Raw genomic sequence first — 13401 nt, forward strand, 5'->3', positions numbered from 1 at the left:
CCGTGAGCGAGAACCGCATCCCGATCAGGCGAGCCCTGGTCTCCGTCTACGACAAGACCGGGTTGGAGGAGCTGGTCCGCGGCCTCCACGACGCGGGCGTCACGCTCGTCTCGACCGGTGGCTCGGCCAAGCTGATCGAGGGCCTGGGCCTGCCGGTCACCAAGGTCGAGGACCTGACCGGCTTCCCCGAGTGCCTCGACGGCCGCGTGAAGACCCTGCACCCGCGGGTCCACGCCGGCATCCTGGCCGACCGCCGCCTGGACTCCCACGTCCAGCAGCTGGCCGACCTCGAGGTCGAGCCGTTCGACCTGGTGGTCTCCAACCTCTACCCGTTCACCCAGACCGTCGCCTCGGGCGCCTCGCCCGACGAGTGCGTCGAGCAGATCGACATCGGCGGCCCGTCGATGGTGCGCGCCGCCGCCAAGAACCACCCCTCGGTCGCCATCGTCACCAGCCCCGAGCGGTACGCAGACGTGCTGGCCGCCACGACGGCCGGCGGCTTCACCCTCGAGCAGCGCAAGCAGCTCGCGGCCGAGGCGTTCGTGCACACCGCGTCGTACGACGTGGCCGTGGCCTCCTGGATGGGCAACGTCCTGACCGACTCCTCCGAGGGCACCGGCTTCCCCGCGTGGGCCGGTGCGACGTGGGAGCGCTCGGCGGTGCTGCGCTACGGCGAGAACCCGCACCAGGGCGCCGCGCTCTACCGCTCCGGCCACGGACCGGCGGGGCTCGCAGGGGCCGAGCAGCTGCACGGCAAGGAGATGTCCTACAACAACTACGTCGACACCGACGCGGCCCGGCGGGCGGCGTACGACTTCGACGAGCCGGCCGTGGCGATCATCAAGCACGCCAACCCCTGCGGTGTGGCCGTCGGCGGCGACGTCGCCGAGGCGCACGCCCGTGCCCACGCCTGCGACCCGGTCTCCGCGTTCGGTGGCGTGATCGCGGCCAACCGCCCGGTGTCGGTCGAGATGGCCCGCCAGGTGGCCGAGGTCTTCACCGAGGTCATCGTGGCCCCGGGCTACGAGGACGGCGCCGTCGAGGTGCTCCAGGGCAAGAAGAACATCCGCATCCTCGTCTGCGAGGACCTCGAGCGCGGCGGCGTCGAGACCCGCCCGGTCTCCGGCGGCCTGCTCATGCAGCAGCGCGACTCCTTCCAGGCCGAGGGCGACGACCCGTCCGCCTGGACGCTGGCCACCGGCGAGGCCGCCTCGCCGGAGGTGCTCGCCGACCTCGCCTTCGCCTGGCGCGCCTGCCGCTCGGCGAAGTCCAACGCGATCCTGCTCGCCAAGGACGGTGCCTCGGTCGGCATCGGCATGGGCCAGGTCAACCGCGTCGACTCCTGCAAGCTCGCCGTCGAGCGCGCCAACAGCCTCGCCGAGGGCACCGAGCGCGCCCGCGGCGCCGTGGCCGCCTCCGATGCGTTCTTCCCGTTCGAGGACGGCCCGCAGGTGCTCATCGACGCGGGCGTCACCGCCATCGTGCAGCCCGGCGGCTCGGTCCGCGACGAGCTCACGATCGAGGCCTGCAAGGCCGCGGGCGTGACGATGTACTTCACCGGCACCCGGCACTTTTTCCACTAGAGGCCGAGCTTGCTCGGACTCGTAGGTGGGAAGGTCGAGCGAGCGCCGCGGCTGAGGAACGAAGCCGCGACGCGCGTGTCGAGACACCGGTGAGACGAGCGCAGACAGCAACCCAGCGACGTACGAGGAAGACATGACCGCACAGAAGCTCGACGGCAGCGCCACCCTCAAGGCGATCAAGGAGGAGCTGAAGGTCCGGGTCGCCGCGCTCAAGGAGCGCGGCGTGGTCCCGGGCCTGGGCACCGTGCTGGTGGGCGACGACCCCGGCAGCCACTGGTACGTCGGCGCCAAGCACAAGGACTGCGCGGAGATCGGCATCGAGTCGATCCGCGTCGACCTGCCGGCGACCGCCTCCCAGGCCGAGGTGGAGGCCGAGATCGACCGGCTCAACGCCGACCCGACCTGCACCGGCTTCCTCATCCAGCAGCCGACGGGCCTCGACGAGTTCGCCCTGCTCTCGCGGGTCGACCCTGACAAGGACGTCGACGGCCTGCACCCGGTGTCGCTCGGCCGGCTGGCGCTCAACGTGCCCGGCTCGCTGCCCTGCACCCCGGTCGGCTGCATCGAGCTGCTGCGCCGCCACGACATCGAGCTCAAGGGCGCCGAGGTGGTCGTGGTCGGCCGCGGCCTCACCGTGGGACGCCCGATGGGGCTGCTGCTCACGCGGCGCAGCGAGAACGCCACCACCACCCTGTGCCACACCGGCACCCGCGACCTGGCCAAGCACGTGCGCGAGGCCGACGTCGTCGTGGCGGCCGCGGGCGTGCCCGGCATCATCACCGCGGACATGGTCAAGCCCGGTGCGGCGGTGCTCGACGTGGGCGTCTCGCGGGTGGACGGCAAGATCGCCGGGGACGTGGACCCGGCTGTCTGGGACGTCGCTGGCTGGGTCTCCCCGAACCCCGGCGGGGTGGGCCCGATGACCCGCGCGATGCTGCTCTCCAACATCGTCGACATGGCCGAGCGGGCCGCCGGGAGCGCCCGGTAGCGTGTCGCGGGTGACCGAGGAGCACGCGCCCGACGGCGTACCCGACGACGCGGTGCCGGACACCTCGGAGATCGCCGACGAGATCGCCGAGGTGGAGGGGCGGCGCTACCCCTCGACCCTCGGCGGGTTCTTCTACCTCTGGGTGCTCGCCGCCGCCGCCGTCGGCGTGGCGATCGCCTGGCTCGGGCACGACTGGCGGCTCGGCGTCACCTGGATCTCCGGCGCCCTGATCGCGGCCTCGGCGCTGCGGCTGCTGATGCCGGCCAAGGACGCCGGCATGCTCGCCGTGCGGCACCGCATCCTCGACGTGGTGCTGCTCGGCACCCTCGGCGGCCTGCTGCTCTTCCTGGCCCGCACGGTCCCCAACCAGCCCGGCACCTGAACGCACGAAGCCCCCGCCTCACCGGCGGGGGCTTCGTGGTGGTAGCTCAGATGAGGCCGAGCTCGGTCACCGCGTCGCGCTCCTCGGCGAGCTCGGCGGTGGAGGCGTCGATCTTGCCGCGGGAGAAGTCGTCGATCTCGAGGCCCTCGACGATCTTCCAGTCGCCACCGGAGGTGGTGACGGGGAAGGAGGAGATGAGGCCCTCGGGGACGCCGTACTCACCGTTCGAGGCGACGGCCATGGAGACCCAGTCGTTCTCGGCGGAGCCGTAGAGCCAGTCGCGGGCGGCGTCGATGGTCGCGGAGGCGGCCGACGCGGCCGAGGAGGAGCCCCGGGCCTCGATGATGGCGGCGCCGCGCTTGGCGACGGTCGGGATGAAGGTGTTCTCCAGCCACTCCTGGTCGTTCACCGTCTCGGCGGCGTTCTTGCCGGCGACCTCGGCGTGGAACAGGTCGGGGTACTGCGTGGCGGAGTGGTTGCCCCAGATCGTCATCTTGGTGATGTCGGTGACGGCGGCACCGGTCTTCGCGGCCAGCTGCGAGATGGCGCGGTTGTGGTCGAGGCGGGTCAGCGCGGAGAACCGCTCGGCCGGGATGTCCGGGGCGTTCTTCATCGCGATGAGCGCGTTGGTGTTGGCGGGGTTGCCGGTGACACCGATGCGGACGTCGTCGGCGGCCACCGAGTTCAGCGCCTTGCCCTGGGCGGTGAAGATCGCGCCGTTGGCCTCGAGCAGGTCACCGCGCTCCATGCCGGGGCCGCGCGGGCGGGCGCCGACGAGCAGGGCGAGGTTGACCCCGTCGAAGATCTTCTCCGGGTCGTCCCCGATCTCGACGCCGGCCAGGCCGGGGAACGCGCAGTCGTCGAGCTCCATGACGACACCCTCGAGCGCCTTGAGCGCGGGGGTGATCTCGAGCAGGCGCAGCTCGATCGGGCGCTCGGAGGTGAGCGCACCGCTGGCGAGGCGGAAGAGCAGGCTGTAGCCGATCTGGCCGGCGGCGCCGGTCACGGCCACCTTCAGCGGGGTGGTGGTCACGCAGGTCTCCTTGGAAGAGGGTCCGAGACGATCACGAACGGATCACGAACATTGGCTCCGAGTGACGCTAGCAGCGGCCCGGACCCTCCTGTCAGGCTGGCCCTGTACGCGTCAGGTATCTTGACGTCAAGAAACACTGCCAGCATCGAGCCGACGATCGTCCAGGAGCCGCCGGAAACCATGGCCACCATCATCTACACCCACACCGACGAGGCGCCGCTGCTCGCGACGTACTCCTTCCTGCCGATCATCCAGGCGTACGCCGCCAAGGCCGGCGTCGAGGTCGAGACCCGCGACATCTCCCTCTCCGGCCGCATCCTGGCCGCCTTCGACCTGGCCGACGACGCGCTGGCCGAGCTCGGTGAGCTCGCGACCAAGCCCGAGGCCAACATCATCAAGCTGCCCAACATCTCCGCCTCCGTGCCGCAGCTCAAGGCCGCGATCAAGGAGCTGCAGGAGAAGGGCTTCGAGCTCCCCGCCTACCCCGAGTCGCCCTCCACCCCCGAGGAGGAGGAGATCCGGGCCAAGTACGACAAGGTCAAGGGCTCCGCGGTGAACCCGGTCCTGCGTGAGGGCAACTCCGACCGTCGTGCCCCGGCCGCGGTCAAGGGCTACGCGAAGAAGTACCCCCACCGCATGGGCGCCTGGAGCAAGGACTCCAAGACCGCGGTCGCGACCATGGGCAAGGACGACTTCCGCGCCAACGAGCAGTCGGTCGTCATGCCGGCCGCCGACACCCTCTCGATCGTCCTCAAGGGCGCCGACGGCACCGAGACGGTCCTCAAGGACGGCCTGGCCGTCGAGGCCGGCGAGGTCGTGGACTCGACGTTCATGAACGTCGCCGCGCTGCGCCGCTTCCTCACCGAGCAGATCGCCCGCGCCAAGGCCGACGACGTGCTCTTCTCGCTGCACATGAAGGCCACGATGATGAAGGTCTCCGACCCGATCATCTTCGGCCACGCCGTGCAGGCGTTCTTCCCGACCCTCTTCGAGCAGTACGGCGAGCAGCTCGCCGCGGCGGGCGTCTCGCCCAACGACGGCCTCGGCGGCCTGCTCTCCGCGGTCAAGGACCTCCCCGAGGGCGAGGCAATCGAGGCCGCCGTCAAGCAGGGCCTGGCCGACGGCCCGCGGATGGCGATGGTCGACGACCGCAAGGGCATCACCAACCTGCACGTCCCCTCCGACGTCATCATCGACGCCTCGATGCCGGCGATGATCCGCATCGGCGGCCACATGTGGGGCCCCGACGGCAACGAGGACGACTGCCTCGCGGTCATCCCCGACTCCTCCTACGCCGGCGTCTACGCCGCCGTCATCGAGGACTGCAAGAAGAACGGCGCCTACGACCCGGCCACGATGGGCTCGGTGCCCAACGTCGGCCTGATGGCCCGCAAGGCCGAGGAGTACGGCTCGCACGACAAGACCTTCGAGATCCCGGCCGCCGGGACCGTCGAGATCCGCAACTCCGCCGGTGAGGTCCTCACCTCCCACGACGTGGAGCCGGGCGACATCTGGCGCGCCTGCCAGACCAAGGACGAGCCGATCCGCGACTGGGTCAAGCTGGCCGTCACCCGCGCCCGCGCCTCGCAGACGCCGGCCGTGTTCTGGCTCGACGAGACCCGCGCGCACGACGCCAACCTCATCGAGAAGGTCAAGGCCTACCTGCCCGAGCACGACACCGACGGCCTGACCATCGAGATCATGGCGCCGGCCGAGGCGACGACGTACTCCGTGGAGCGCATCCGCAAGGGCGAGGACACCATCTCGGTCACCGGCAACGTGCTGCGCGACTACAACACCGACCTGTTCCCGATCCTCGAGGTCGGCACGTCGGCGAAGATGCTCTCGATCGTCCCGCTGATGAACGGCGGCGGCCTCTTCGAGACCGGCGCGGGCGGCTCGGCCCCCAAGCACGTCCAGCAGCTGCTGGAGGAGAACTACCTGCGCTGGGACTCCCTGGGTGAGTTCTTCGCGCTGGCGGCCTCCTTCGAGCACCTCGCCGGGTACGCCGACAACGCCGGCGCCCAGGTGCTGGCCGACACCCTCGACGCGGCGACCGCGACGTTCCTGGAGAACGACAAGTCCCCGACGCGCAAGATCGGTGGTATCGACAACCGCGGCTCGCACTTCTACCTGGCGATGTACTGGGCCCAGGAGCTCGCGAAGCAGACGGCCGACCCCGCGCTGGCCGACGCCTTCAAGCCGCTCGCGGAGAAGCTCACCGCAGCGGAGGAGGCCATCGTCGCCGAGCTCAACGGCGTGCAGGGCAGCCCGGCCGACGTGGGCGGCTACTTCCGCCCGGTCGACGAGAAGGCCGACGCCGTGATGCGGCCCTCGGCCACGCTGAACGAGGCGCTCGCCGCCTTCTGATCCACCGCTGGCCCGCGAGGGTCTGACGACGAAGCCCCGGGAACAACTCCCGGGGCTTTGTCGTTCCTGCCCAGGACCCCCATGCTTGACCGGTAAACCCCACGCGTCCCCCCAGGAGCACGATGACCAGCCTCGCCGAGCCCGACCTCGGGCCCTCGCGTCCCGCCGCCACCCCAGGCGTCGCCGCGCACCCGGTCTCGCGGCTGCGGTTCGCGGTGGCCGTGACCGCTCTGGCGACTGGCGGCTTCGCGATCGGCACGACCGAGTTCGTGACGATGGGGCTGCTGCCGCAGATCGCGGAGGGCGTGGACGTGACGATCCCGCAGGCGGGGCACCTGATCTCGGCGTACGCGCTCGGCGTCGTCGTCGGCGCGCCGCTGCTGGCCGCGCTCGGCGCCAAGCTGCCGCGTCGCGGGCTGCTGGTCGGGCTGATCGCCAGCTTCGGGCTGCTCAACCTGCTCAGCGCCAGCATGTCCCACTACGGGCTGCTGGCCTTCGTCCGCTTCCTCGACGGGCTGCCGCACGGTGCCTACTTCGGCGTCGCGGCGCTCACGGCGGCCGGCATGGTCGCCCCGGAGCGTCGGGGGAGGGCGCTGGCCCTGGTGATGATGGGCATCCCCGTCGCCAACGTGCTGGGCGTCCCGGCGGCCACCCTGCTCGGTCAGCAGCTCGGCTGGCGCTCGGCGTTCGTGGCGGTGGGTGTCATCAGCGCGGTGACCGTCGTGCTGATCCTCGCGTTCGTGCCCAGCACCCCCGGTGACCGCACCGCCTCCACCCGGCGCGAGCTGTCCGCACTGCGCCACCCCCAGCTCTGGTACGCCGTCGGCGCCTCGGGCATCGGCTTCGGCGGCCTCTTCGCGCTGGTCTCCTACATCGCCCCCATCACCACCGACGTCGGCGGGCTGGCCGAGTCCACCGTCGCCGTCTTCCTCCTCGTCATCGGGCTGGGCATGGTCGTGGGCAACGTGCTCGCGGGACGGATGGTCGACTGGTCGGTGCAGCGCAGCCTGCAGATCGGGTCGGTGGGCCTGGCCGCCGCGCTGCTGGGCTACTGGGTGCTGGCGCCGCACGGCTGGTGGGCGCTGGTCGCCGGCTTCGCCGTGACCGTCGTCGGCTCGGTGCTGGCCCTGGGCTTCCAGGTGCGCCTGATCGACGCCGCCGAGCACGCCCAGACCCTGGGGGCGGCGCTGAGCCACGCCAGCCTCAACATCGGCAACAGCCTGGGCGCCTTCCTGGGCGGCACCGTGATCGCCGCCGGGTGGGGCCTGCGGGCCCCGCTGCTGGTCGGTGTGGGCCTGGCGCTCGCGGGTCTGGTGGTCCTGGCTCTGGCCCGGCGAGCGGAGCTGGGCGCGCGTCAGGGAGAATGACGGGCATGTCAGCGACGACCGAGCCCGAGGTGGCCGTGCCCAGCGCACCCACCGGCGGAGCCCGTCCCCGTGTCCTGTCCGGCATCCAGCCGACCGCCGACTCGTTCCACTTCGGGAACTACCTCGGCGCGCTGCGCCAGTGGGTGGACCTGCAGCGGGACCACCAGCCCTTCTTCTTCATCGCCGACCAGCACGCGATCACCGTCGAGCACGACCCCAAGGTCCTGCGCGAGCGGACGCTGCGCGCGGCGGCGCAGCTGCTGGCGATGGGCATCGACCCGGCGCGCAGCGCGATCTTCGTGCAGAGCCAGGTGCCCGAGCACTCGCAGCTCTCGTGGGTGCTGCAGTGCCTGACCGGCTTCGGTGAGGCGCGCCGGATGACCCAGTTCAAGGACAAGTCGGCCAAGCAGGGGGAGGGGGCCGCGAGCGTCGGCCTGTTCACCTACCCGATCCTGCAGGCCGCCGACATCCTGCTCTACCGGCCGCACTACGTGCCGGTCGGCGAGGACCAGCGCCAGCACCTCGAGCTGACCCGCGACCTCGCGCAGCGGTTCAACCACCGCTACAAGAAGACCTTCCGGCTGCCGGAGCCCTACATCCTCAAGGCGACCGCCAAGATCGCCGACCTGCAGGACCCGACCTCGAAGATGTCGAAGTCGGCCTCCTCGCCGGGCGGCATCATCGAGATGCTCGACGAGCCCTCGCGCAGCGCGAAGAAGATCCGCTCGGCGGTCACCGACTCCGACGGCGAGATCCGCTTCGACCCCGAGGCCAAGCCGGGCATCTCCAACCTGCTGACGATCTACAGCGCGCTCACGGCCCGCTCGGTCTCCGACCTGGCCGAGGAGTACTCCGGCCGCGGCTACGGCGACCTGAAGAAGGACCTCGCCGACGTGGTGGTCTCCTTCGTCACGCCGTTCCGCGAGCGGACCCTGGAGCTCCTCGACGACCAGACCCACCTCTCCCAGGTCCTGCAGCAGGGGGCCGACCAGGCGCGGTCGGTCGCGGAGGCGACCCTGCGCGACGTCTACCAGAGGGTGGGATTCGTCGCCCGGAGCTCCGGCTAGGGTCGGGGGCGTGCCCACGATCGGAGTCGCCGTCGCGATCCCGGACCCCTGGGGGCAGCAGCTCCAGGCCTACCGGGAGTCGCTCGGGGACCCCTCGGCCTCGCTGATCCCCACCCACATCACCCTGGTGCCGCCGACGGAGCTGGCCGAGGACGGGCTGGCCGAGGTCGAGTCGCACCTGGCCGACGTGGCGGGGGAGCGGTCGGCCTTCCGGGTCCACCTGCGGGGCACCGGCACCTTCCGGCCGGTCTCCCCGGTGGTCTTCGTGACCCTCGCGGAGGGGGCCGACCACTGCGCGCAGCTGGCCGACGCCGTACGCCGTGGGCCGCTGGACGTGGACCTCGACTTCCCCTACCACCCGCACGTGACGGTGGCCCACGACGTGCAGGACCAGTCGCTGGACCGCGCGCAGAGCGAGCTCGAGGGCTTCGAGTGCGCCTTCGAGGTGGAGGAGTTCCACCTCTACGTGCACGACACGGTCGCCGGCTGGCGGCCCTACCGCGACTACGCCCTGGAGGGGGCCCTGGAGGGGGAGCGCTGACATGGCCTCGATCAAGGAGCGGATCGGCGCCCTGCGCGAGCGCTACGGCTGGATCGACCACGTGGTGCGGATGCAGGAGCACTTCGGGTCGGTGAAGGCCGGTCAGCAGGCCGGTGCGATCACGTACTTCGCCTTCCTGTCGTTCTTCCCGATCCTGGCGCTGGCCTTCTTCACCGTCGGCGTGGTGTCGACGGTGGTCGACGGCGCCGACGACGCGCTGCGCTCGGCGATCGAGTCGCTCTTCCCGGGGATGATCGGGCCCGGGGAGGGACAGCTCCAGCTCTCGGACTTCCGCACCTTCACCGGCCTGGCCGGTCTCGCGGGTCTGGCCGGCGTCCTCTACTCCGGGCTCGGCTGGGTCTCGGCGCTGCGCCAGGCGCTGGTGACGGTCTTCGAGCTGCCCGAGGACGAGCTGCTCGGGTTCGTGGCCGGCAAGCTGCGCGACCTGGTGGTGCTGGCGACGATCGGCGTCACGCTGCTGGTGGCGGTCGGCGTGAGCGGGCTGGTCTCCGGCTTCTCGGCCGACCTGCTGGGCTGGGTGGGCCTCGACGAGGAGCTGTCGTGGCTGGTGCAGCTGCTGACGGTCGTCCTCGGCCTGGCGGCCAACGCGGTGCTGTTCTTCACGATCTTCCGGCTGCTCGGCCGTGCCGAGGTCCCGAACCGGTCGCTGTGGTCCGGCGCCGTGCTGGGTGCCGTGCTCTTCGAGCTGCTCAAGCGGCTGGCGGGGCTGATCATCGCCCAGACGCAGGGGCAGCCGGCCTTCCAGGCCTTCGGGATCGCCCTGGTGATGCTGGTGTGGATCAACTACTTCTCGCGCCTGGTCCTGTACTCCGCCGCCTGGGCCTACACGGCACCCGACGCCCGCGCCGCTCGTGAGGCGGCCGCCGCGGAGACCGAGTCGGACCCGGTCCAGGGGCCGCCGCTGCCGTCGGGAGAGGACACCCCGCTGACTGCCCCCGCGGGCAGTCGCTCATCGGCCAAGCCGTTCCTGGCCGGGGTCGCCGCCGGCGCCGGGGTCCTCCTCGCCGCCCGCCGACGCAAGGACGACGACTGATGCGCGCCAACCGCCCCCTCGCCTGGCTGCTCGCCGCCGTCGCCGGCTGGAACCTGCTCACCTGGACGATGTTCGCCCGCAACCTCGCCGAGGCCCACGCCGCCGGCGAGGACCGGCCTCAGGGCTACTGGATCGCGCACACGGGGTTGATCGTGGTGAACCTTGTCATCACTGCTGTGCTGGCGGGGGTCTCCTGGCGGTCGTTGCGCGCGAAGGGCTGACGGAGGCGCCGCGGCAGAAGGCGTCAGCCCGATCGCGGCGGGATGTGGCAGGTCAAAACGGTCAGTGAGTGGTGCAGGCGCCCCTCTCGCGCTGCCGTGAATTGACGGCCCTTCGGGCTTGAGCGCGCGGCACGCCACCTCGTTTGCCCATGCTGCGGGACGCGGCGCCCCTATGCTCTCGACCATGGTTGACCTGCACGATTCTGACGAACTCGCACTGTTCGAAGAGCGTGCGGAGTACCTCACCGACAGCCAATTCGATGCATGGACCGCGCCGTCGCCCCACGAGGCTCAGGTGCTGCGTCAGTTGACGTCGACGGGTCCAAAACTGCTCAGCGGTCCTCGAGGCTGCGGCAAGACGACCTTGATGAAACGGGCACAGCGCAACATGCGTATCGCTGGTCGATCGCTGCCCATATACGTGAACTATGGGCGATCCATGTTTATTGAGCCCGCCTTCACTCGTCGCGCAGACGCAGACGGTTTCTTCCTGGATTGGCTGGTGGCGAAGGTCATCGTGGGTCTGGTGAGCGAACTTGACGAGCAAGGGCTAACTGACGTCGCTTCTGAGTACGCGGACGAAGCGCGGGAGTTTGTGAACGCGGCGGAATCAGACCCTTCAATTCAGCGGGTGAAGCTTCCAGGACCAAATCGCTTGGCCGCGCACCTGGACGAGCTCGCACTTGAAGCGGGATTCAGTCAGACGGTATTGCTGCTTGACGACGCAGCGCACGCCTTCGTGCCCGAGCAGCAGCGGATCTTCTTCGAGTTCGTGCGCAACCTGAAGACTCAACGCGTCACCTACAAAGCGGCCATCTATCCCGGTGTGACGGAGTTCAGCCCCAACTTCCACGTCGGTCACGACGCGAAGATGATTCGGGCTTGGATCCCCGTTGAGGGGCATGAATACCTCGAGTTCATGCGTTCGGCGTATGAGCGGCGCCTTCCCGACGCCCAACGATCGACAGTCCCGAACGAGGTCGTCGACTTTTTCGCTGGCGCAAGTTTTGGCATCCCCCGCACCTTCTTCTCAATGCTGGAGATGTACCTCGACCAGCGAACAGAAAGCAGCGGGAAGAAGCCGCGGTTACCGCTCCAAGTGGTTGAGACGCATGCCGATCAACTGCGGGCCGTCCATAGAGGGCTCAAGAGCAAACTGCCGCGCTATGAACGTTACGTCGAGGCCGGCGAGACCGTTCTTGGCAACGGGCTGCGCGCCATCAAGGATCTCAACGAGGGTCGCCGAGACGGTGCTCCGACGGCTTTAGACCTGGCGATCGAGACCCCGTCCTCCAGCCAGCTTGGAACGGTTATCGGCTTGCTTGAGTACGTCGGGCTAGTGCGAAGCACCGCGGAGAACGTGAGCGTCGGCGAACATACCTACAGCAAGTACGCCATACATGGCGCCCTCCTCGTTTCTGCCGCTGCACTCAAATTCGGCCAGAACCCAACCCTTGCCGACCGCGGAAGAGCCCTCGTCCGCTCAGCGCGGACGGGTAGCTTTGCCCGCGTCGTCGAAAGCAAGCTGCTGCCGCCGGCCGAAGCAAGTCAATGCCAACTGCAGGTCGGGCGTTGCCCTCAGTGCGGCGCGGAACGCCTCCACGAGTCGGCACGGTTCTGCCACAGCTGCGGTTCTGAACTCGTCGAGGTGAGCCGCCTGACGGAGTTATTAGCGGCCTCGATCGAGGAACTGCCCCTCACCGAGAACAAACTCGCAGCGCTACGAGATGTCGACATCCTGACGGTCGAGGCGATCGTCCGCGACCGTGGGCTGATCGAGATCAGCAAGGCGTCCCGAGTCGGGCCGACCTGGGCCCGGCGCATCTACTCGGTAGCCGAGGAGTACGTCGGTGTCTAAGCAGAACCGACACCAGGAGATCAATGGGCTTCACTGCTGCGCGCCGGCGCGAACTGACCCTGTTGACTGGTCCGGATTTCTAGGCCCGATCGGTGCTGAGGGGAAGTCATCTCCGATCGACAGCTTCTATGACAGCCAAACATTGCTGATCCGAGCGGCCGCGGCTATTGATCAGGCCGACTTCGACGCCGACATCAAGGGTCTTGTCGCCGGTCAATTGTTCCTCGGCTATGTCAGCGCCACCGAGCTCTACCTCCGTCAAACCGTAGCTACGCTTGTAGCAATCTGTCCCGTAATTCGACGCTTGAATAGCGACCAGACGCTCGCGTTCGGGGCCGTGGACTTCTACTCCCGCGACGACCTCGCGATGGCATTAACTGAGCAGGTTTCGTTCACAGAGGTTGGCAAGATCCGCAGCCAACTGAAAACCCGACTCGGGATTGATGTTCAAGGGAAGGACTCGCTAGAGCGAGCCATCGATGACTTCGAGACTGTGTGTCATCTTCGCCATGCGCTCGTACATTCGCATGGGCGAATGAACTCTCGTAACGCGTCACAGTTTCTCGCGACGACCACCGCCAGAGACAGTCAAGCCCGCTTCGACATCGCTGGATTGGATGACGCGGCGTCCGTGTCTGTGAACTTGGTTCGTGAAGTGAACCTCGAGGTGCTTCGGCACGTTGTGTGGACATGGATCCAGTCCGGAGAGCTAAACGGCGACCGTCGCAGTACACGTCGACGGTTGTCTCGGCTTCTGAGCGCTGTCGCAAGCGACCGAGATGCTGCACAGGGGCTGGTCGCGATCGACGAGGGTGCGGTGACGGACACGGTGATGGCGGTCATCGGCGCGACGCGCAAGTAGCGTCAGGTCCGGAGGCGCCCACACGCGGAGCATCAGCCGCCGACGCAGACTGCCGCAGCATTGCCACAGATCTGA

General features: G+C 69.2%; 12 protein-coding genes. 11 read left to right on the forward strand and 1 reads right to left on the reverse strand.

Translation table 11 applies throughout. The annotated features are described in order from the left end of the window. Positions 1–2 precede the first annotated feature (2 nt). From purH to BKA05_RS20185, 3 genes are all read left to right on the forward strand, one after another. Complete coding sequence (gene purH, locus BKA05_RS03470) at positions 3–1583, forward strand: bifunctional phosphoribosylaminoimidazolecarboxamide formyltransferase/IMP cyclohydrolase (protein WP_179530182.1); 1581 nt, start codon at positions 3–5, stop codon at positions 1581–1583. A gap of 133 nt (positions 1584–1716) precedes the next feature. Next, positions 1717–2571 (forward strand): bifunctional methylenetetrahydrofolate dehydrogenase/methenyltetrahydrofolate cyclohydrolase, encoded by an 855-nt coding sequence (locus BKA05_RS03475; RefSeq protein WP_179530183.1) that lies wholly within the window; start codon positions 1717–1719, stop codon positions 2569–2571. 10 nt (positions 2572–2581) lie between these two features. Next, positions 2582–2953: a DUF3017 domain-containing protein gene (locus BKA05_RS20185; RefSeq protein ID WP_298746950.1), complete on the forward strand. Its 372-nt coding sequence runs from the start codon at positions 2582–2584 to the stop codon at positions 2951–2953. A 46-nt stretch (positions 2954–2999) separates the two neighbouring features. Here the strand turns inward: BKA05_RS20185 and BKA05_RS03485 are convergent, their stop codons facing one another. After that, positions 3000–3986 carry a malate dehydrogenase gene (locus BKA05_RS03485; protein WP_179530184.1) on the reverse strand — a complete coding sequence of 329 codons (987 nt, stop codon included), beginning with the start codon at positions 3984–3986 and terminating at the stop codon, positions 3000–3002. 180 nt (positions 3987–4166) lie between these two features. Between BKA05_RS03485 and BKA05_RS03490 the strand changes: the two genes are divergently transcribed. The 8 genes from BKA05_RS03490 (at position 4167) to BKA05_RS03525 (ending at position 13326) form a co-directional block, all read left to right on the forward strand. Next, a complete protein-coding gene (locus tag BKA05_RS03490) occupies positions 4167–6356 on the forward strand; it encodes an NADP-dependent isocitrate dehydrogenase (protein WP_179530185.1) in 2190 nt (729 codons plus the stop codon). 122 nt (positions 6357–6478) lie between these two features. Then, positions 6479–7723: an MFS transporter gene (locus tag BKA05_RS03495; RefSeq protein WP_179530186.1), complete on the forward strand. Its 1245-nt coding sequence runs from the start codon at positions 6479–6481 to the stop codon at positions 7721–7723. 5 nt (positions 7724–7728) lie between these two features. Then, complete coding sequence (gene trpS, locus BKA05_RS03500) at positions 7729–8790, forward strand: tryptophan--tRNA ligase (RefSeq protein WP_179530187.1); 1062 nt, start codon at positions 7729–7731, stop codon at positions 8788–8790. Positions 8791–8800: 10 nt separating this feature from the next. Beyond that, entirely contained in the window at positions 8801–9331 is a 531-nt protein-coding gene (locus BKA05_RS03505) for a 2'-5' RNA ligase family protein (protein ID WP_179530188.1), read from the forward strand. Between the two features lies 1 nt (position 9332). After that, positions 9333–10385, forward strand: coding sequence for a YihY/virulence factor BrkB family protein (locus BKA05_RS03510; protein WP_179530189.1), 1053 nt, complete (start codon positions 9333–9335; stop codon positions 10383–10385). Further along, positions 10385–10606, forward strand: a complete 222-nt coding sequence (locus BKA05_RS03515) for an SCO4848 family membrane protein (protein WP_179530190.1) — start codon at positions 10385–10387, stop codon at positions 10604–10606. The genes BKA05_RS03510 and BKA05_RS03515 overlap by 1 nt, the downstream gene beginning before the upstream one ends. Before the next feature lie 184 nt (positions 10607–10790). Continuing rightward, positions 10791–12464 (forward strand): ORC-CDC6 family AAA ATPase, encoded by a 1674-nt coding sequence (locus tag BKA05_RS03520; RefSeq protein WP_179530191.1) that lies wholly within the window; start codon positions 10791–10793, stop codon positions 12462–12464. After that, positions 12457–13326 carry a hypothetical protein gene (locus BKA05_RS03525; protein WP_179530192.1) on the forward strand — a complete coding sequence of 290 codons (870 nt, stop codon included), beginning with the start codon at positions 12457–12459 and terminating at the stop codon, positions 13324–13326. Before BKA05_RS03520 ends, BKA05_RS03525 begins: the two co-directional genes overlap by 8 nt. The last annotated feature ends 75 nt before the right edge of the window (positions 13327–13401 follow it).

This window comes from Nocardioides marinus (assembly GCF_013408145.1).
Classification (GTDB): domain Bacteria; phylum Actinomycetota; class Actinomycetes; order Propionibacteriales; family Nocardioidaceae; genus Nocardioides; species Nocardioides marinus.